This window comes from Roseburia sp. CLA-AA-H209 (genome assembly GCF_020687575.1).
In the GTDB taxonomy this organism is placed as follows: domain Bacteria; phylum Bacillota; class Clostridia; order Lachnospirales; family Lachnospiraceae; genus Roseburia_C; species Roseburia_C amylophila.
In genome coordinates, this window is the sequence record NZ_JAJEQU010000010.1 from 1 (window position 1) to 18,847 (window position 18,847).

The 18,847-nt window shown below is 40.7% G+C and carries 15 protein-coding genes and 1 other annotated feature; of the genes, 2 read left to right on the forward strand and 13 right to left on the reverse strand.

Going from position 1 to position 18,847, the window contains the following annotated elements; translation table 11 throughout:
- Nucleotides 1-249: 249 nt before the first annotated feature.
- The 3 genes from LKD41_RS10165 to LKD41_RS10175 form a co-directional block, all read right to left on the reverse strand.
- Nucleotides 250-564: a DUF1540 domain-containing protein gene (locus LKD41_RS10165; RefSeq protein ID WP_022243376.1), complete on the reverse strand. Its 315-nt coding sequence runs from the start codon at nt 562-564 to the stop codon at nt 250-252.
- Nucleotides 565-786: 222 nt separating this feature from the next.
- Nucleotides 787-2,748, reverse strand: coding sequence for a threonine--tRNA ligase (gene thrS, locus LKD41_RS10170; protein ID WP_227701109.1), 1,962 nt, complete (start codon nt 2,746-2,748; stop codon nt 787-789).
- Nucleotides 2,749-2,942: 194 nt separating this feature from the next.
- Nucleotides 2,943-3,145 (reverse strand) — a binding site (T-box leader).
- Between the two features lie 93 nt (nt 3,146-3,238).
- The gene (locus LKD41_RS10175) at nt 3,239-3,739 is read right to left on the reverse strand and encodes an SEC-C metal-binding domain-containing protein (protein WP_227701110.1); all 501 of its coding nucleotides are present in this window, start codon (nt 3,737-3,739) and stop codon (nt 3,239-3,241) included.
- A gap of 191 nt (nt 3,740-3,930) precedes the next feature.
- On the opposite strand from LKD41_RS10175, the gene LKD41_RS15825 reads away from it, so the two are divergent.
- Complete coding sequence (locus LKD41_RS15825; RefSeq protein ID WP_331470914.1) at nt 3,931-4,233, forward strand: hypothetical protein; 303 nt, start codon at nt 3,931-3,933, stop codon at nt 4,231-4,233.
- Nucleotides 4,234-4,270: 37 nt separating this feature from the next.
- Here the strand turns inward: LKD41_RS15825 and rplT are convergent, their stop codons facing one another.
- The 8 genes from rplT to LKD41_RS10220 form a co-directional block, all read right to left on the reverse strand.
- On the reverse strand, nt 4,271-4,627 hold the full coding sequence (gene rplT / locus LKD41_RS10185) for a 50S ribosomal protein L20 (RefSeq protein WP_022244106.1): 357 nt from the start codon (nt 4,625-4,627) through the stop codon (nt 4,271-4,273).
- A 24-nt stretch (nt 4,628-4,651) separates the two neighbouring features.
- Nucleotides 4,652-4,849 carry a 50S ribosomal protein L35 gene (gene rpmI / locus LKD41_RS10190; RefSeq protein WP_022244105.1) on the reverse strand — a complete coding sequence of 66 codons (198 nt, stop codon included), beginning with the start codon at nt 4,847-4,849 and terminating at the stop codon, nt 4,652-4,654.
- Nucleotides 4,850-4,871: 22 nt separating this feature from the next.
- Nucleotides 4,872-5,366, reverse strand: coding sequence for a translation initiation factor IF-3 (infC, locus tag LKD41_RS10195; protein ID WP_022244104.1), 495 nt, complete (start codon nt 5,364-5,366; stop codon nt 4,872-4,874).
- A gap of 238 nt (nt 5,367-5,604) precedes the next feature.
- Complete coding sequence (locus LKD41_RS10200) at nt 5,605-7,245, reverse strand: MutS-related protein (RefSeq protein ID WP_227701111.1); 1,641 nt, start codon at nt 7,243-7,245, stop codon at nt 5,605-5,607.
- A gap of 12 nt (nt 7,246-7,257) precedes the next feature.
- On the reverse strand, nt 7,258-9,060 hold the full coding sequence (locus LKD41_RS10205) for a hypothetical protein (RefSeq protein WP_227701112.1): 1,803 nt from the start codon (nt 9,058-9,060) through the stop codon (nt 7,258-7,260).
- A 182-nt stretch (nt 9,061-9,242) separates the two neighbouring features.
- A complete protein-coding gene (locus LKD41_RS10210) occupies nt 9,243-9,425 on the reverse strand; it encodes a hypothetical protein (protein WP_227701113.1) in 183 nt (60 codons plus the stop codon).
- Nucleotides 9,426-9,443: 18 nt separating this feature from the next.
- A complete protein-coding gene (locus tag LKD41_RS10215; protein ID WP_227701114.1) occupies nt 9,444-12,368 on the reverse strand; it encodes a hypothetical protein in 2,925 nt (974 codons plus the stop codon).
- A gap of 166 nt (nt 12,369-12,534) precedes the next feature.
- Nucleotides 12,535-13,716 (reverse strand): AfsR/SARP family transcriptional regulator, encoded by a 1,182-nt coding sequence (locus LKD41_RS10220; RefSeq protein ID WP_227701115.1) that lies wholly within the window; start codon nt 13,714-13,716, stop codon nt 12,535-12,537.
- A gap of 176 nt (nt 13,717-13,892) precedes the next feature.
- Here LKD41_RS10220 and LKD41_RS10225 point away from each other — a divergent pair, with 176 nt between their 5' ends.
- Complete coding sequence (locus tag LKD41_RS10225) at nt 13,893-14,765, forward strand: PHP domain-containing protein (protein WP_227701116.1); 873 nt, start codon at nt 13,893-13,895, stop codon at nt 14,763-14,765.
- A gap of 318 nt (nt 14,766-15,083) precedes the next feature.
- On the opposite strand, the gene LKD41_RS10230 is transcribed toward LKD41_RS10225, so the two are convergent.
- Nucleotides 15,084-17,279 carry an RNA degradosome polyphosphate kinase gene (locus tag LKD41_RS10230; protein WP_022244097.1) on the reverse strand — a complete coding sequence of 732 codons (2,196 nt, stop codon included), beginning with the start codon at nt 17,277-17,279 and terminating at the stop codon, nt 15,084-15,086.
- A gap of 12 nt (nt 17,280-17,291) precedes the next feature.
- Nucleotides 17,292-18,821: a Ppx/GppA phosphatase family protein gene (locus tag LKD41_RS10235; protein ID WP_227701117.1), complete on the reverse strand. Its 1,530-nt coding sequence runs from the start codon at nt 18,819-18,821 to the stop codon at nt 17,292-17,294.
- Nucleotides 18,822-18,847: the final 26 nt, after the last annotated feature.

Sequence of the window (18,847 nt, forward strand, 5' to 3'; positions counted from 1 at the left end):
TAAATATCTGCAATTTTCAAGGTTCATTTGAGCCTATTTTTCTTCGGCTCGTTTTTCATAGCTTACTTGACACTATCACCATCTACACCTTACACATTACTTCTGCTTTATTTATGCTTCAATCACATTATACTTTCTTTCATCTCATTTACAATAGTATTTTTCTTAAGATTCTTCTAAATTTCTGTGTCCAATCTGTTAAGAGTAGACACAGAAATATTTTGCTAAAACTTACTGATATTCCACTTTTTAGGAACAGCAGAAGCTTGCACACTCTGTTTCCATACAGGTACAGGCATTCGTTCCGGCTACCTGGATGTCTTTTGCATGACATTTTCTTCCTTCATTGAATTTACAGTTTACTGCCTCACAGGTAACATCGCTCATCTTAGGCGGTTTACCGGTCGAATTGGCACATCCACAGTTTTTCTTCTCTTCAAAACTTCCACAGCTTGTCTCGCTGTTGCGGTTTGCATGTGCACCCTCTACCGTAATATTTCCACGGCAACAGCAATCATCTTTCTGGAAACTGCAGCTTCTTACAGAACATTTTAATTCTGTCACAAAAATCATCTCCTTTCTTTTGTTACACGTTTAGTATCTCCAAAGGAAATCTTTTTATGTTACCAACTTCATGAAAAAAAGAATGTACCTTGACACATTCTCGTGCCTGCGGCGGTCGCTTTCCTGTAAAGCAAAAAAGACTGTTGTCCGGTGCAAATGCCAGCAACAGTCTTTTTGAATCCATATAAATTATAAAATTAAAAATTAGATTTTATTGCATTTTTATTTTTCTTCTGCAACTTCTTCCTTACGGATTTCCTTTGTACGAATCTCTTCGCAGATTGCATCAATGAATTCTCCTAAAGGTTTTACGCCTTCATCTCCTGCAAAACGGCTTCTTACGGATACGGTTCCGTTCTCTGCCTCCTGCTGACCAACTACCAGCATGTACGGCAGCTTATCCAGTCTTGCTTCACGAATCTTGAATCCGATTTTCTCAGAACGGTTATCAACCGTTACATCTACATCATGAGCTGCTAATTCTTTTCTTACCTGCTCTGCATAGTCTGCATATTTTTCAGAAATCGGCAATACTCTTACCTGTTCCGGGCAAAGCCAGGTTGGGAATTTTCCTGCATAATGTTCAATCAGCCATGCAAGGGTACGCTCATAACATCCCATGGATGTACGATGGATAATCCAAGGAAGTACTTTCTCACCCTTCTCATCGATATAGTACATGCCAAACTTCTCTGCACTTGCACAGTCAAGCTGGATGGTAACCATGGTATCTTCTTTTCCATATACATTCTTTGCCTGAATATCAATCTTTGGTCCGTAGAATGCAGCTTCCCCATCTGCTTCTGTATACTTGATGCCATTCTTATCCATAACATCACGCAGATACTGCTGGGTACTGTTCCAATATGCTTCGTCGCCCAGATATTTTTCTTTGTTGTTCGGATCCCATTTGGACAGACGGTAAGTAACATCTCCATCGATACCAAGTGTAGTCATTACATAATGGCAAAGTTCAGTACATCTGGTAAGTTCTTCTTCCGCCTGTTCCGGGCAAAGAATAATATGTGCCTCTGTAATAGTAAACTGTCTGACACGGGTAAGTCCATGCATCTCTCCGGAGTCCTCATTCCGGAACAATGTAGAAGTCTCTGACATCCGATATGGCAGATCTCTGTAAGAGTGCTGTTCATTCATGTATACATAATACTGGAATGGACAGGTCATCGGACGCAGTGCCATTGTCTCTTTGTCGTCGCTGTCCTTATTTAAAATGAACATTCCATCCATGTAGTGATCCCAGTGTCCGGAAATCTTATAAAGGTCGCTCTTTGCCATCAGCGGAGTTCTGGTACGTACATAACCCCACTCTTTATCCTCTAAGTCTTCTATCCAACGCTGCAGTTTCATAATCATCTTGGTTCCCTTTGGTGTAAATAAAGGAAGTCCCTGTCCGATAACATCAACAGTGGTAAATAATCCCATTTCACGGCCAAGTTTGTTATGGTCACGGCGTTTGGCATCTTCTAATTTCTCTAAGTATTCTTTTAACTCTTCCTTCTTATTAAAAGCAGTACCATAAATTCTCTGTAATCTTGCTTTGTCAGAATTACCTCTCCAATATGCCATGGAAGATGATGTCAGTTTAAATGCCTTTACGCCCTTGGTTGTCATCAGATGTGGACCAGCACATAAATCTACGAAGCCGCCCTGGTCATAGAAAGAAATTTCTTCTCCCTCTGGTAATTCTTCAATCAGTTCTACTTTGTATGGCTCATTACGTTCCTGCATGAATTTGATTGCTTCCTCTCTTGGAAGTGTGAATCGTTTTAATTCATGACCTTCCTTGATAATCTTCTTCATCTCTGCTTCCAGATTATCGAGGTCTTCTCTTGAAAATGGGGCATGATCAAAATCATAATAGAATCCATCTTCAATTGCCGGTCCAATCGTAATCTTGGCATCCGGGAATAATTTTTTTACCGCCTGAGCCAGTACATGGGATGCAGTATGGCGGATTACCTTTAATCCTTCTTCATCACTTGCTGTTATAATATTTAAATTGCAGTCCTTGTCAAGAACGGTTCGTAAATCCACCACTTCTCCGTCTACTTCACCGGCGCATGCAACTCTTGCAAGGCCTTCGCTGATATCTGCTGCAATATCATAGACTGATTTTGCTTCACTGTACTCTTTTACTGAGCCATCTTTTAATGTGATTTTCATGTTCAAGTCTCCTTTTCTTATTATATTGGTATTAAAACTACGAGAAACACGCTTTGCGAGTTTCTCGCGCCTGCGGCGGTCGCTTGCGACATTTACCTTATACGCCGCAGTGCGCATCCTCGCGGAGCGTTTTTTGCTTTACAGGAAAGCAATTTCCTGTAAAGTAAAAAATCCCTGATGCATAAAATTTATGCATCAGGGACGATACTCTATCGTGGTTCCACCCTGCTTGCTGTACTTATCGTACAACCGCTCATTCTGATGATAACGGAATCACCGGACCGGATTGGGGTCACTCAGAGCTGGTCTTCACATTACACTCCATCAGAATACTCTCACCAACTGTATTCCTCTCTTTGACTTCCTGTCATGCTACTCGTCTCTTCTTTGTTTTGTCCTTTTGACAAAAGCTATTTTATACTCTTTTTTCTGCTATGTAAAGAGTTTTTCTGTGAAATATTTTCCAAATGTTTTCCAAAATATTTTATTCTTATCTTCCGCAGCAGAATTTATATTTCTTTCCACTTCCACAAGGACACGGATCATTTCTTCCGACTTTCTTTCCAACTACAACAGTGCCGGATTTCTTCTGCTCTAAATAAAGCTTTCTCTTGGTATCTGCATCAAAAATTTCATCCCACTGTGGTAATTCATAGAGCCAGTCAGCTTTGGCATCTACCATGTTCTTGTATAATTTTTCTTTATTGAATGCAAGGCTTACCTTGGTATCCTCTTCCATAGTATCAATTGGGTTTGGTGTTACCAGGCTGTCATTGATTCCATCTAAGAATCCAGTCATATCCATAATGCTGAGGTCGTATTTCTCTGCCAGCTCTTTTACAGTTCCTTCTACCTTCTCATCCGGGTTTGTTAAAAGCTTCTCATATACGCCCTTCTCTAACATAAAATATCTCTGCCAGAACTTCTGTAATTTTCCTCTATCTGCCTGCTGATCATAAGCAATCTTCTGCCATTCTTCTAATAATGCCATTGTTCATATCCATCCTTTAATCCATATTTAGTCGTATAACGCTTGTTTCAGTATAGCATATTTTGTGCTTTTTTCAAGTATTTATCCTCTGCAACTTTACATTTTCTGATTGACTATCCGCTGTCAAATGTTAAAATAATATATATTGCTTTTTTCTAAAAACAGGTCATCAAAGAAAGTTGAGGTCATATATGAAAAAGACAAAACAGATTCTTGCAATTATCGGTGTTGTACTCTTAGTTGCCCTCTATGTTTCCACTCTTGTTTTTGCATTGATTGGAAGCGATCTTGCCACAAACTGTCTTAAGGCTTCCATCTATGCCACTGTGGTTGTCCCGGTTCTCATCTGGGCTTATACCATGGTATACCGCTTACTTAAGAATCATTACTCTTTAAGAGAAGATTTGGATTCCATCAAAAAAGAAGCTTCCGGGCAGGATGCTTCCGCAAAAACTTCAAATGAACCAAACATCAAAAAAGAGGATTGCGAATAACCACAATCCTCTTTTATAACTTGTCCACTTCTTAAAATTAAGCAAGTTTTGTTTTTGCAAGCTCTGCTAATGTTGCAAATCCTTCTGCATCATTTACAGCCATCTCAGCTAACATTTTACGGTTCATATCAACACCAGCTAATTTTAAACCATACATAAATTTGCTGTAAGATAATCCATTCATTCTTGCTGCTGCGTTAATACGGGCAATCCATAACTGTCTGAACTGTCTCTTTCTCTGTTTTCTTCCTGCATAAGAACTTGTTAAGGCTCTCATGACAGACTGTTTTGCTACTCTATACTGTTTGGAGCGTGCTCCTCTGTAACCTTTAGCTAATTTTAATGTTCTATTATGTTTCTTTTTAGCGTTTAAGCCGCCTTTAATTCTTGCCATGTTCTATTCCTCCTTAACCAATTCTTATAAATATGGTAAAATCTTCTTCATATTCTTAACATTTGTTGCATCTGTCATTGCAGGTTTTCTAAGATTTCTCTTAGTCTTAGTTGTTTTCTTTGTTAAGATATGTCTCTTATAAGCCTTGTTTCTCTTTAATTTTCCTGTTCCTGTTAATTTGAAACGTTTTGCTGCTGCTCTGCTTGTTTTCTGTTTTGGCATAATTTATTCCTCCTTAAAATCATTATCTTTTCTCTGCCAGCACCATACCCATGCTTCTGCCTTCCAGCTTTGGTGCTTTCTCCACTACTGCAATATCTGCAAGTGCTTCTGCAAAATCATCCAGAATATGTTTGCTTGCCTGTACATGTGCCATTTCTCTGCCACGGAAACGAAGTGTAACTTTTACTTTATTTCCTTTGGAAATGAACTTTCTTGCGGCATTCATTTTGGTATTCAAATCATTGGTATCGATATTTGGAGAAAGACGAACTTCTTTTAATTCAACCGTTTTCTGTTTCTTACGTGCTTCCTTCTCTTTTCTTGCAAGCTCATATCTGTATTTACCGTAATCGATAATCTTACATACAGGTGGCTTTGCTCCAGGAGCAATCTTTACTAAATCAAGTTCTGCTTCCTGTGCCAGCTTATATGCTTCTCTTGCTGACATGATACCTAACTGTTCACCATCCGCGCCAATCAGGCGGACTTCCTTATCTCTGATTTGTTCATTGATCATTAACTCGCTAATGGTCGTACACCTCCAAAATTAAATTCACCACAGCTTTGCCAGACAACTTTCCGTTTATTTCCGCAAAAAAAGTGGATAGACAGACTATCCACTTCAAAATGATTCGCTCATTGCATACTCATTATAAACACTTAGTCACTTGATTGTGCTAAGGTGAGAGTGGATACTCTACTTTCTTCAACTTGCTTATAGTACCATATGTCATTTCGTTCGTCAAGCATTATTTTTACCGATATTCGCTTCTGATATTTTCCGCCCTCTCAATAATCGTTTCCGGGAACCCGGTAAAGGAAAGCAGGCGGATTGCATTCTGGGAATTTGCCGGTCCCTTCTGCAATTTATAATCAAATACAATATCCTCTTCTCCAAACTCTTCGGAAAAATGATAATTGTCATAACCAGTTTTTTCAAGCTCCGTCAATTCCTTATCATGGGATGCCACAATTGCAATGCAGTTATGATGTGCCAGATATTCCATGATTGCTTTTGAAGCTGCAATACGCTCCTGGGTATTGGTTCCTCTTAAGATTTCATCAATAACACAGATAACCAGTTCATCCTCCGACAAAGCATCCAGAATACGTTTTAAATATTTAATCTCTTTGATAAAATAACTGTCACCGGATAAAATATCGTCTCTTACCGCCATGGAAGTAATCATTTTTGCATGAGGCAGATGCATTCTTTTTGCGGTGCAGGTATGAATGCTCTGTGCCAGTATCACATTGACAGCTATGGTCTTGATAAAGGTTGACTTACCGGAAGCATTGGAGCCTGTGATAATGCAGTTATGCTGAAGTTCCATAGAATTGGTCACTGCTCCATGAAGCAGCGGATGATAAATTTCTTCCATCTCAAGCTGCTTTGTTTCCTCATATTCCGGTACTGTCACAAGAGGCAGACTCTTTCGGAAAGAGCCTGTGCTGACCGCTGCATCCAGTTCTCCTACCACCCGGTAAATCTTAAGATAAGCATCCTGGTTATCCATAAACTGATTCAATACTTTCATATAAGTAAGGATATGCCACTGGGTTACCCCCAGCAGGAAATCCTGCAGCATTTCAAACACATCTCCCATGGCATTTCTGCTCTGGATATTTAGCAGAAATGCCTTCTTATCCATTTTGGCAAATACCGGAAGCAGCGGTGCCAGTTCTTCACAAATTTTGTCTTTCCGGTATTCCTGCTCCAGTTCTCGTGCTACCGTAATCAGGTATGCCGCCGTTCCCATCATATGAATCTCCTGGTCAAACTTCAGCCGGACCGTAAAGATATACACCGACAAATTCACAAGAAATACTACCACCAAAGCTGACAGAGCATATATATTATGAAATACGACTGCCGCCACAACAACTACCACCAGCAATATCCGGAGCATCTGATAAACCCAGAGATTTGAAATTGCAAAATCCTCTACTGTCTGGATAAAGGATGGAATATAGTAAGCCTCGTCTCTCTTTCCAAGCTTTGACAAAGTTTCTTCCAGATGATAGCGTTTTTCATCATCTGCTTCACAAAAAGCTATTCTTTTTTCTAAAAGCTCCTCTTCTTCCTTCGTCTGCTTCGCATAATGAAGCTTTGCATATAAAATTTCTTCTCCCATGGTGGAATCACAGTTGTTGATTCTCTGGTACACATCATCCATATTAAGGTCATTCCATGTGACCTCATCCACCTGCTGTGTTCCACCCACAGTATCCAGATAATTTCTTATCAGTTCTCTTTTGAATTCCTTTTTCTCAGGTTCTTTTCCATATTTTTCTTTCAGTGTCCGTTTGCAGCGGTTCTTCCAACTCTCTTTTGTTTTAATTGCTGAATAAGTAAATCCTGCAATCATAATTACTACAAGGATTGCTGCTTCCATTTCTTCGCCTTCCTACTGCATGATTCCAATGGTATCTATCCAGTAAATATTATCTTTATCCATAATTCCATTTACAGTAACAGTATCTCCCTCATGCAGGAAAATCAATTGTTCATTATCAGAAAACTTCTGCCAGTATACCATACCGTCGTCTCCTGCCAGATAAACATAGGTCTCTCCTGCAATCTCAACATACTGCATTTCACTGATTACAAAACTTCTTGTCTCTGTCTCACCTTCCGGAATTGTTTTTCCCTTGGCTGCTGTCTGTGCATTACCTGCAGTGCTGTTGCTGTCCCCGGAAGAATTTTCTGCCTCTTCCGGATTCCCAGTGTTTTCTGTACCATCACTGCCTGTCATCTTACGATACTTTGCAAAGCACTCATCGAGACTGGCTGCTGTTGTTACCATATTATAAGATTCTACATTTACCATGCCATAAAGCTTCACTATGCCGCTGGCATCTTTTAATACCATAATATAAGTCGGCTGACCATCTACATTAATCAAAGACGGGAAAGATGCACGGTATCCTTTCTCCTGCACTTCTCCTTCTGCAGCAGCCATTGCAGAGCTTTCATCTGCTCCTGCAATACTGTAATAATGTGCTTCTGAAGTCCGCTCATTTACCAGTATAAACCCGATATTGGAGGCATCATCATTGACAGAAGTAACTCCGGTATAAATCCAGATATCCCCGTCTTTGGCAACATAGCCGAAGTTTGCTTCGTAAGATTCCTCATCTCCGTCTTCATCCTCTACTACCGTTTCCGTACATTTCTTACAGCCTTTTTTGCCGAAGATGCTGTTCATAAATCCATTAGATAATTCTCCATACCAGTTATACTGTTCCACCAGAAGATCCCCGTCAAAGACATCATCCATCCAGTTCGGCACTTCTGATGCATCATAATACTGACAGTCTCCGCTGATTGGGTCACAGCTGATTGCACCCTCGACGGTTTCTCCACCAAATAAACCGATGGTGTATTTGTATACACTGGCAATATAGTATGGGTTTCCATCTTCGTCCACTTCAAAATGAAGATTTCCGAAAAGTTTATCCGGGTAATTCATACGGATATGCCTTCTTAAATCCTTGCCAAAGTAAGCAGACGGAACATAAATCATTCCTTCCTTTACCGGAACATACTGCGCCTTCTGTCCTACCGGATCAACAGTTATATAACCCGGAACACCATTTTCCTTATTTCCCATATATTTAAAGAAGCCGGCATACTCTAATGCAGATACTTTCGTTGGTGCCCCCTGATAATCAATCTGTGTGTAGTCTTCCGATACATTATACTGGCTCACCACTTCTGAAAGGCTTCCGATTTCACGATTACCCAGCAATACTGCACTGTCCGTATCCATTAACGCAATCTTTGATACAGAAGATGCTGTATTGATATCGCTGTTAAAATCACTGTCTTCGATGGTCAGGATATCTGCATATGCCTGTGCATGGAACATTTTGCTGCCATAAAATAAAAGAATCAGGAACAGAATTCCGATTACTCCAACTGCTGCAAAAATACCGTTTACCGGCTTTTCCAGCTTTCCTGCGGACTTACCTTCCGCCTTCCTGGCTGCCGATACCAACGCACCTATTATTCCTAACGGGAATAATATAACGCCTAATACAAACAGCCATAAACCTCTGGAATGAATATTCAGTGCCGGAAGCAGAAGATAATACATCACTGCCACCCATAAAATATAAATAACCGGAAGCACAATGGACAGCCCCTTTACATGAGGCAGCTTTACCTGCATTGTTTCAAACTCCATTTTCTTCTTTTTCTTTGCCATACCTAATCTCCCTTTTCTTCTTTGCAATTATTATTGTATTATTTAATTAATACAATAACTCAATTTTAAAATAATGTCAAGTGAAAGCTTTCTTCAAATGGCTGGCAACTAAAAACAGCAGGACGACAAAATGTATTTTCATTTTCTATCGTCCTGCCTGCAATACTTATTTATATTATTTTTTAAGCTCTTGCTGCTTTGCTATCACGCTTTTTATTCTGGATAACCATACATGCTACTGCAGCTGCGGTAACAGCCAGTGCCAGAATTCCCATTGGAAAATCTTTCTCACAGTCTCTCAAGAAAAACAGCACTGCCATAGCAATTACATATATAACAGCAATGATTCCATCTACTATCTTCATACTTTCTGCCTCCTGCTTTTATGCATTTTTCTTCTGACGAAGTACTGCCCTTACTACATTATATCCTGCAAATACAATCGTAAGAATCATCATAATCCAATGGATGATACAGTTATCTTCTCCCGCCGGATTTGCTGCCAGAGGAACTGCTTCATCTTCTAATGCAGTTACTTCCTGTTTTGCATTATCGTCCGTTATATTCGCCAGCGGAACCTCTTCATCTTCTAAAACCACCGGTTCTTCTGCGTCCTGTGGCTGTTGTGCTGCCTGCTGCTGTCTGACTGGTGTCTGTGCCACCTGGGTCTGTGCGACCGGAGTCTGTGCCTGGATTACCGGTGTCTGCGCTGCTGTCTCCGGCTGCGTATTATCATCTGCTGGAGTTACCGTTATTTCTGATGATGCAGACTGGGTTGGATTTTCCGGCTGTGCCGGTTCCGTTGATTCTGCCGGCTGGGTTGATTCGGCTGGCTGGGTTGGTTTGGTTGGCTCGGTCGGCTCAGTCGGTTCGGTTGGCTCGGTCGGCTGGGTTGGTTCGGTTGGCCCGGTCGGTCCAACTGGTTCAGTCGGCTCAGTTTCTTTCTCCTTTTCATCAAAAGAAGCATACACTACGATACTATCATTTAAATCTGCAACATTTACTTTACTGCCATCTTCTAAAGTCCAGCCGGTAAATTCATAAGTTGTTGTCTCTGTCTCTGCCTTTACAGGATCTGTTACAGAAACTTCCGTTCCCTTTACTTCGCGTACTTCCTGATATACATTTCCGTCTACCATAAAAGTAACGGTATAACTGTTATCAACAATTTCTCCATCAATATGCCAGGAATTCGGATTAATCATCCGGTACCATTCGATGCGGTAGAATCTTGCATCATCCCCTGCAATGCCACTGTTTGCTGCATATGCATCTAAAACAGATACAAGGGTTACCGGCATCTTTCCATCATAATTCTTTTCTGCATCAAAAGACGCTGGTGCAGTAAAACCGGACATATCAGTTGTCACTTTCAGCTGATTTAAAGAAACTGCTGCTCTTCCCACATAATCATAATTTGCTGTTGCATCACCAACTGTTCCTTCCGGACGGACAGTTCCTGCTTTCCGGATGTAGAACTCTGCCTTCTGTGTAAATGTATCTGCTACCTTTACATATACGTTATAACCCTCTGTATTGCGGAAAAGTTTTGTATATGTTGTCACTACACCTGCATTTTCATCCTCTAAGATGAATCCACGGATTACGCTTTCCTCTGTGGTTGCATAATCTGCTGCTTCTTCTAATACAGCCGGGTCTAAAATACAGTTTCCGCTTAACAGCAGCAGTTTTCCATTTCCATATTTGGCATATACTTTTGCACGAATCTTACTGATTCCAAAGCTTACATTTACAGTTCCACTATAGTTACCGGTAAAGGTTACGGTTGCCAGCGCAGTTCCCTCTTCTACATTATCTTTGTAATTACCAACAGTATAATCGTTTCCTGCTGTTAATACTTTCCCATTATAAGTTACAGTTACATCTTCTTCACTGAGTGTTACTGCTTTTCCGGTATAATATTTTTCCTTTGCAGTTGCAATCACGCTGTCATTTTCCACTTCTTTCGGAAGAATGGTATAGGTTGTATTTACCGTTCCTTTATAGTTACCGATTCCGGTAATTGCTGCTGATGTCTCTCCTGCATTTGGATTACTTCCACTGTATATTACAGTATAATCTTTTCCTTCTACTAATGTTTTGTCTCCATCCTTTACCACAACTGCAACTGTGTTTCCAGTATACTCAGTATCCTTTGCAGTTACCATTTCATTCGTCAACGTTTTCTGCCGGATAGTAAAGGTTGCTTCATTACTGTCTGCGGATTCAAATTTCTTTGCACTGGCTGTTGCAATTACCGTATAAGTTCCTGCATCCACCGGTGCCTTGCTTAATTTGTTTCCCGCCTCATCATAATAAGTATAAGTAATGGAAATGCTTGGATTTTTTTCAATTCCCCAGCTGTATGCATTAGCATCACAGCTTAAGTTTTTCTCATCATTACTGCCATTATATTCAAAATCACTGACTGTAAGATTTGCATACAATGCTTTTAAATAGGTTCTTACCGGTACAATAAATACAGTCTCTTTATAGTTCTCTGCTGCATTTCCTTCCGGCACAAATACTACATGATGGTCTACATCTTCAAAGATTGCAGTTCCGGTAGTATTAAACCACAGTGTCTCATCCGGGCTCTGCCACTCAAAATGGCCTTCCAGTTCCTGGTTCTCATCATTGACCGCTACTGCCATTCCGCCATTCAGATGGGACTCTCTCAGTTTTCCGGACATATGATTGATTGTTGCAGATGGTTTTTCCTTAATTACTGCCTCTGCCTTATTTACAGTTACCGTATAAGTCCTGCTTCCTGCCTCATATACATCTGTTGCCGGTGTTGTAATCGTATAAGTATAAGTTCCTGCATTTAAAATCTCTTTGTCACAGGTTCCAACAATACCACTCTTTGGACCATCCTTTACAAAGTTCTTTGCATTCAGTGTCTGGACTTTTCCGTTATAAGTCAGATTTGAAATGCTCTCTTCAAATACCGGAGTTCTCTTACTGATTTTAATGGTATATTTTTCTGTTTTCCATTGAAAGAGATAATTCTTATACTTGCACTTCAAGGTAACTGTTCCTGTCTTATCCGCAGTTACAGATACCTCTTTCTTATTTGTATTTTTTAATGTTACCTTATCTTTTCCACTGGTAACACTCCATTTGGTTTCGTAAGCAATCCATGCAGAACACTCGATTTTCTTCGTATCCTGCAGCTGCATCGTAATTGTATCATCCTTTTCGGCAGCTTTTACTGTCATCCCGGTTATTCCGGATAAGGACAATACCATCAATGCCGCCATTACAAAAGCTGTAATTCTTTTTCCCAACATTTTGGCTACTCTCATGTTTTTTCTCCTTTTATTCATTTTATCCATTTCCTGTTGATTTATGAATTGTATAACCAATCATAGCCTACTCTGTGTTATAAAAAGCGTTATATTTTTCTATTTTTTCTTTATTCTTCCGAATTGTACTTAAATCTTCCTGTTTGTATTGTATTTCTCCTCGTATCTACTCGTCTGTTCCATTCACCAATACTTTATGATATTTCACATATTTCTTTCCAGCCGTCCGTTCCATGTTGTCATTGATTCTTTCTATCACAAGTCCGCAATTTTCTTCTTCAATACCTATTAAAAGTATCAGATACTGGTTTGTGCTGTACCTGGTATACAGGTCACCGCTGCGCAGGGAGTTTTTCAATGCCTGCTCCAGTTCTGCCCGGATGTATTCGAAATGAACACCGCCTTCTGAAGCATACCCCTTCCCATCAGTAATGGTGCTCATAAGAAGCCACGCACTCTTTCCCGTACGCTGCAAAACCCGTTTTGCAAAGCGGTAATTTTCAATGAAAACAGGATACGAACAGTAAAATGCTCCTTCCTCTCTCTCTTCTTCCAACTTCTCCTGTATTGCCTGAATATGAGTGGCATCCTCCGTAACACAGCTGCTGATTCGTTTTAATTGTTCCAGCATAGACTTTGAAGGCTCACTGCCAAGCTCTGCCAGCAGCATTTCTTCTGTCTTATGATATAATGCCACCGCCTCTTTGGAACGCTTCATGGCAATCAATGCCTCCATCTGGTATACCTGCCAGTCATCCAGTGGATAAAGTACCGCTGCTTTTTCTGCTATCTCATATAATTTCTGATACTCCTGCTCATCCCGGTAAATTCCGCACAGTCTCTTTACACAGGACATATATAATTTCCGGTATTTCGTTGCCCAGAAAATTACCCATTCTGATGCTCCCAGTGCCGGCAAAAATTCTCCACGGTACAGCCTGACTGCTTCCTCTAATTCTGTTTTTCCAAAATCTTCCGCCTGTTTCAATGCATGCTCTGCCTTCTCTTCAAAAGAAATGCAATCACAATGATACGGAATTTCCGGCGTCCAGCAATAAACTCCCTTTCGGCTTATAATATAATCGCTCTCCGGCAGTCCCTGCTCCTTAAGCAGTTTCCGCACCCGGAAAAGAATTGCCCGGAAACTGTTGGATGGGTTTGCAACCTCCTCATTTTCCCAAAGTCTTCCCACCAGTTCTTCCCTTGTTACCCCTTCTGTACCCGCATGCAGAATGATCTGAAGCAGCCGGTTCGTCTTTGTCGTTGATTTCCGGTCTATGATAAAGGAATGATTTCCATATTGCATTCGAAATGTTCCAAGCATACTTACTTCTAAATTTTTTTTCATGCTTCCTGCCCCCTGCAGATTATTTTTCCTAATTGCAGTATATAGGACTTTGTTTTTATACGCAAAAGATTTTTCTCATTTCTTCCGGATTGTCAAAACGAAAGATTACTCTTATAATCATATTCATAAATAATTCTAAAAAATAATTATTTCGAGCTGTTAGAAAGGATTATACCATGGAAACAGGATTTATTGATTTACATATACATTCAACCTGCTCTGACGGAACTTTTACCCCATCTGAGCTGGTTCATGAAGCCATACGTCATGCGATATGTGCCTTTGCCCTTACTGACCACGACTGTATCGATGGTATTAAAGAAGCACAGGAAGAAACCTTGCGGCTTAACTCCCCGGATGCACCGGAAGTCATTGCCGGTGTTGAACTCTCTTGTGAACTGGATGACCGTGAAATCCATATGGTCGGGCTATATATTAACCCGGACGATAAAGTATTTAATAACAAATTAAATGCATTCCGTTCTTCCCGCACAGACCGCAACCGCCTGATGGTTGATAAACTGCAGCAGGAGGCACACCTTGCCATTGATTATGACAGTCTTATCAGAGAATTTCCGAATGCAGTCATTACAAGAGCACATATTGCAAGATACCTTGTAAATCATGGTCTTGCCAAAGATATGAATACAGTATTCAGTAAATATATCGGGGATGACTGTCCTTATTATGTAGACCGTCCTAAAATCACTCCGCAGGAAGGTATTTCCCTGATTCATCATGCCGGTGGTCTTGCCATTTTAGCCCATCCGGTACTCTATCGCATGAATGCAGACCGATTGGACGCTCTGGTTCAGACACTGGTAGAAGAAAGCCATTTAGATGGTATTGAAGCCGTCTATTCCAGCTACCAGCTTGGCGATGAACGAAACATTAAGAAGCTTGCACAAAAATATCATCTGCTTATTTCCGGTGGCTCTGACTTCCACGGAAGTAACAAACCTTATATTTCCATGGGAAACGGAACAAGACATATGCCGATTCCTTATTATATTTTATCGGATATTAAAAATTCGCTACATTGCAGATAGCTTACTACTCATGTACACCAAGAGGGACTGTCATTTTACAATTTCTGTAAAACAACAGTCCCTCTTTATAGATACTCTCTATTTTTTGTCTTTCACCTCGTCTAATGCATTTCGAAAGATTCGTTCAAATTCATTTTCGGAACATTTTTTCCGGCTGGATTCATCCGAATACCCTCTATTCTGCTGTCTTTCCTGCTCGTGAACGAGCAAAACAACCGGAACCTTAAAATAACCGTCATATCCGTATGCGACAATCCCCTCCCTGGAGCTTTATTTCAATGGTTTCATAATATATATCGGAAAAAGTGTCTGATTTCTTTAGTCCTCTACCGGTTCTGCCGGAATAAAAATACGGTCTTTTACCACATCCGCAGGCTTTGGTGCTGCTTCTTCTGCTTCCCTGCAGAACTGCAGCTGTGAATTCACCAGCACCTTTCCACGTTTGTCAACCTTTTCATAGGTGCCATCCTTCTGAAGGAGATGTGCTTTCGTATTATCTGCCAGTTCCACATCCAGAATATGCATTACTTTATGCTTTAACTCTTCATTTTCTACGGGGAAAATAATCTCTACACGGCGGTCTAAGTTACGCGGCATCCAGTCAGCACTTCCCATGTAAATTTCATCCTGTCCATCATTATAGAAATAGAAAATTCTGCTGTGCTCCAAGAAATTTCCTACAATGGAACGCACTCTGATATTTTCACTGATCTTTGGAATGCCTACCTTCAGGCAGCAGATTCCACGTACAACCAGATCAATCTGCACTCCCGCTGCTGATGCTTCATACAAAGCTGCAATAATATCACGGTCACAAAGAGAATTCATCTTGGCAACAATTTTGGCTGTCTTTCCCGCCCTGGCGTATTTTGTTTCACGCTCAATTAATTTCAAGAAACGCTTCCGCAGCCAGATTGGTGCTACCACCAGCCGGTTCCAGGACAGCGGTTCAGAATAACCGGATAACATATTAAATACTGCTGTTGCATCTTCTCCGATTGCTTCCGAACAGGTAAAGATACCACAGTCTGTGTACAGCTTTGCAGTGGAATCGTTATAGTTTCCGGTTCCAAGATGTACATAACGGCAGATGCCTTCTTCTTCTCTTCTTACGACCAGTGCAATCTTGCTGTGGGTCTTTAAGCCCACCAGACCATAGATGACATGGCAGCCTGCTTTCTCTAATTTTTTTGCCCAGACAATGTTATTTTCCTCATCGAAACGGGCTTTTAATTCTACCAGAACAGATACCTGTTTGCCATTTTCTGCTGCCTGTGCCAGTGATGCAATAATCGGCGAATTGCCGCTGACACGGTAAAGTGTCTGTTTGATTGCCAGTACATCCGGATCTTTGGCTGCCTGACGGATAAATTCGACTACCGGATCAAAGGTCTGGTATGGATGATGCAGTAAAATATCACCTTTTTTAATCGCATCAAAGATACTCTCTCCCTGCTGGATCTGTGGCACCGGCTGTGGAGTATATGGTTTGTAACGTAAATCATCACAGCCTTCCAGTCCATACATCTTCATCAGGTAAGTCAAATCAATCGGTCCATTGATTTTAAAGATATCATCCTCTGACTCTACCCGAAGTTCATCCTTTAAAAATGCCAGCAGACGCTTATCAATGCCATATTCCACTTCCAGCCGGATAACTTCGCCCCACTGCCGTTTCTTTAAGGATTTTTCAATTTCTTTCAGTAAATCCTCTGCTTCGTCCTCATCAAAGGAAAGGTCCGCATTACGCATAATACGATACGGATAAGCACAGACCACTTTATGACCTAAGAACAATTTGGAAATATTCTTCTCAATAATCTGCTCCAACAGGATAAAGGATTTCTCGCCTTCCTTTACGGATGGAATCGGAATCAGCCTTGGTAATACAGATGGCACCTGAACGGTTGCATATTCATAAATGGTTCCTCCCTTTTTACCCTCTGCCTTTAGCTTCTTCTCTTCTGCTTTGCCAAGGAGGTCATCCTTCTTCGGATTTTCTTCCAGTAAAGCTACAATGTTTAATGTCTTATTGCGAATCAACGGAAATGGTCTGGATGCATCCACTGCCATCGGTGTCAGTACCGGATATATATTTTCTTCAAAATAACGGTCTACATATTCTGCCTGAAAATCCTCCAAATCTTCATAGGCATCTACAATATAGATTCCTCTTGCATTCAATAGTGGAATCAGGGAACGGTTATAAGTAGAATACTGCAGTTCTACCAGTTCCCTGGTATCATGATTAATGGCTGCTAACTGTTCAGACGCTGTCATACCGGCAATATCTGTTTTCTTATAGCCCGCATGTACCATATCCTTTAAAGAAGCCACACGTACCATGAAAAATTCGTCCAGATTTGAAGAAGTAATGCTGACAAATTTTAACCGCTCCAGCAGCGGAATGGATTTGTCTCTTGCTTCATTCAATACTCTGCCATTAAATTTAATCCAGCTCAACTCACGGTTTTCATAATATTCCGGATTCGTATATTCTTTTAATTTTTCCATTCGCATACTCTCCTAACTATAGACCTTTTTCACTTTAATCACCGGTTTCATACTGAATACTTCTTCAAAGAAGGACGCCTTGGACTCAAACAGTCCCTTTTCCAAGGTCACATCATCTTCCGTCTCTATGGTAATAATCAGATTTCTTCCGGAAACAGATGTCTTTACATTCTTAAATTTCTGCTTGTGGCTTCTATCCATGGCATTTGCCACCTTAAGGATAGCTGCAAGCTTGGCTACGGTAAGATAGCTGTCATGATCCATCTTATCTGCCAGTCTGTCATAGCTGTCTATCGGTAGTGTATTATAAAGTACCGTAGACGCCACAATTTCACGCTCCAGATGAGTCAATCCAATAATTTCTGAAGAAATAATAATGTCATAGGAGCACTGCGGTCCATTAACCAGACTGACAAATTTACCACAGTCATGGAGAATGGCTGCTGTCCTTAGCATCAGCCGCTCTCTGTTTCCCAATCCATGAATCTTCTTCATGGCATCAAATATCTGGACTGCCATCTGCTCTAATGCTTCAAGATGTGGCTGATAGCCGAAATATCTTTTGGACATACATTCCGCCGCAGATATTACATCTTCTTCGAAATCATGTGTTGCTTTCACCATATTATGCCGCTGCGCATAATCATATGCTATACCATCATTTACATTCACACCCGGAACTACTACATTCTGGGCATTTAATGTGGCAACTAACTGACGATAGATAACCAGTGCCGGAATCAGCAATGTATCACTCTCGTTGGTGATTCCTAATTCTCTTGCAATCTGTCCTGTATTCTTTGCTCTCAGCTTCTCCGTATAACGATAGAACTTGTCCGCATCTACCATACATTTGCCATTTTCTTTACTGATTTTCGGCATAAATGCAGAGATATAATCTCCCATAAAAATGACATAACGGATGCCATCCTTTGGCAGATAAAGAGCTTTAAAGACCTCTAACTCCTTATCTACAACTTCCTGAATCTGCTGCTCATAATTACCGCTTTGCATGCCAAGGTCAAAGAGTTTCTCCTGCACACGCATAATTCCAATCAGAAGATGCTGCGTGGTAACTACCTTTCCTTTTACAAAAAGTGTTATCTGCATACTGCCACCACCTACATCAACTACTGCTGCATTCTGACTGGTCATATCCTCAAAATTCTTCTGGGATGCCACCGTCTTATAACTGATAAAACGATGTTCCGAATTGCTCAGCACTTTCACATTAAGTCCGGTTCGAATCCGTATCTGGTCTAAAATAAATGCTTCGTTCTGTGCATCCCGGATGACAAGACCTGAATATGCTTCATACTCATCCGTCCGGTACATCTCCATAATCCCCACGAATTCTTTCAGCACCTGACACAATTCATCCGCTGTTTCATATCCGACATATCCCTGGGAATAAACATCCCTTCCCAATTCTATTCTATGGCGGACATGGTCAATTTCCCGGATTCCTCTCTTAATGGAAAGCTCAAACACTTTCACGCTGATTTCATAAGACCCGATATAAATTGCTGCAAAAGTCTTCATCCGTGCTCCTCCTCCTGTGTAAATCT

Bases quoted from the DNA above. Each gene is read 5' to 3' on its own strand.
- LKD41_RS10215 (WP_227701114.1), bottom strand. From the start codon at position 12,368: ATGAGAGTAGCCAAAATGTTGGGAAAAAGAATTACAGCTTTTGTAATG.
- rplT (WP_022244106.1), bottom strand. From the start codon at position 4,627: ATGGCAAGAATTAAAGGCGGCTTAAACGCTAAAAAGAAACATAATAGA.
- LKD41_RS10225 (WP_227701116.1), top strand. From the start codon at position 13,893: ATGGAAACAGGATTTATTGATTTACATATACATTCAACCTGCTCTGAC.
- thrS (WP_227701109.1), bottom strand. From the start codon at position 2,748: ATGAAAATCACATTAAAAGATGGCTCAGTAAAAGAGTACAGTGAAGCA.
- LKD41_RS15825 (WP_331470914.1), top strand. From the start codon at position 3,931: ATGAAAAAGACAAAACAGATTCTTGCAATTATCGGTGTTGTACTCTTA.
- infC (WP_022244104.1), bottom strand. From the start codon at position 5,366: ATGATCAATGAACAAATCAGAGATAAGGAAGTCCGCCTGATTGGCGCG.
- LKD41_RS10220 (WP_227701115.1), bottom strand. From the start codon at position 13,716: ATGAAAAAAAATTTAGAAGTAAGTATGCTTGGAACATTTCGAATGCAA.
- LKD41_RS10205 (WP_227701112.1), bottom strand. From the start codon at position 9,060: ATGGCAAAGAAAAAGAAGAAAATGGAGTTTGAAACAATGCAGGTAAAG.
- rpmI (WP_022244105.1), bottom strand. From the start codon at position 4,849: ATGCCAAAACAGAAAACAAGCAGAGCAGCAGCAAAACGTTTCAAATTA.
- LKD41_RS10200 (WP_227701111.1), bottom strand. From the start codon at position 7,245: ATGGAAGCAGCAATCCTTGTAGTAATTATGATTGCAGGATTTACTTAT.
- LKD41_RS10230 (WP_022244097.1), bottom strand. From the start codon at position 17,279: ATGGAAAAATTAAAAGAATATACGAATCCGGAATATTATGAAAACCGT.
- LKD41_RS10210 (WP_227701113.1), bottom strand. From the start codon at position 9,425: ATGAAGATAGTAGATGGAATCATTGCTGTTATATATGTAATTGCTATG.
- LKD41_RS10175 (WP_227701110.1), bottom strand. From the start codon at position 3,739: ATGGCATTATTAGAAGAATGGCAGAAGATTGCTTATGATCAGCAGGCA.
- LKD41_RS10235 (WP_227701117.1), bottom strand. From the start codon at position 18,821: ATGAAGACTTTTGCAGCAATTTATATCGGGTCTTATGAAATCAGCGTG.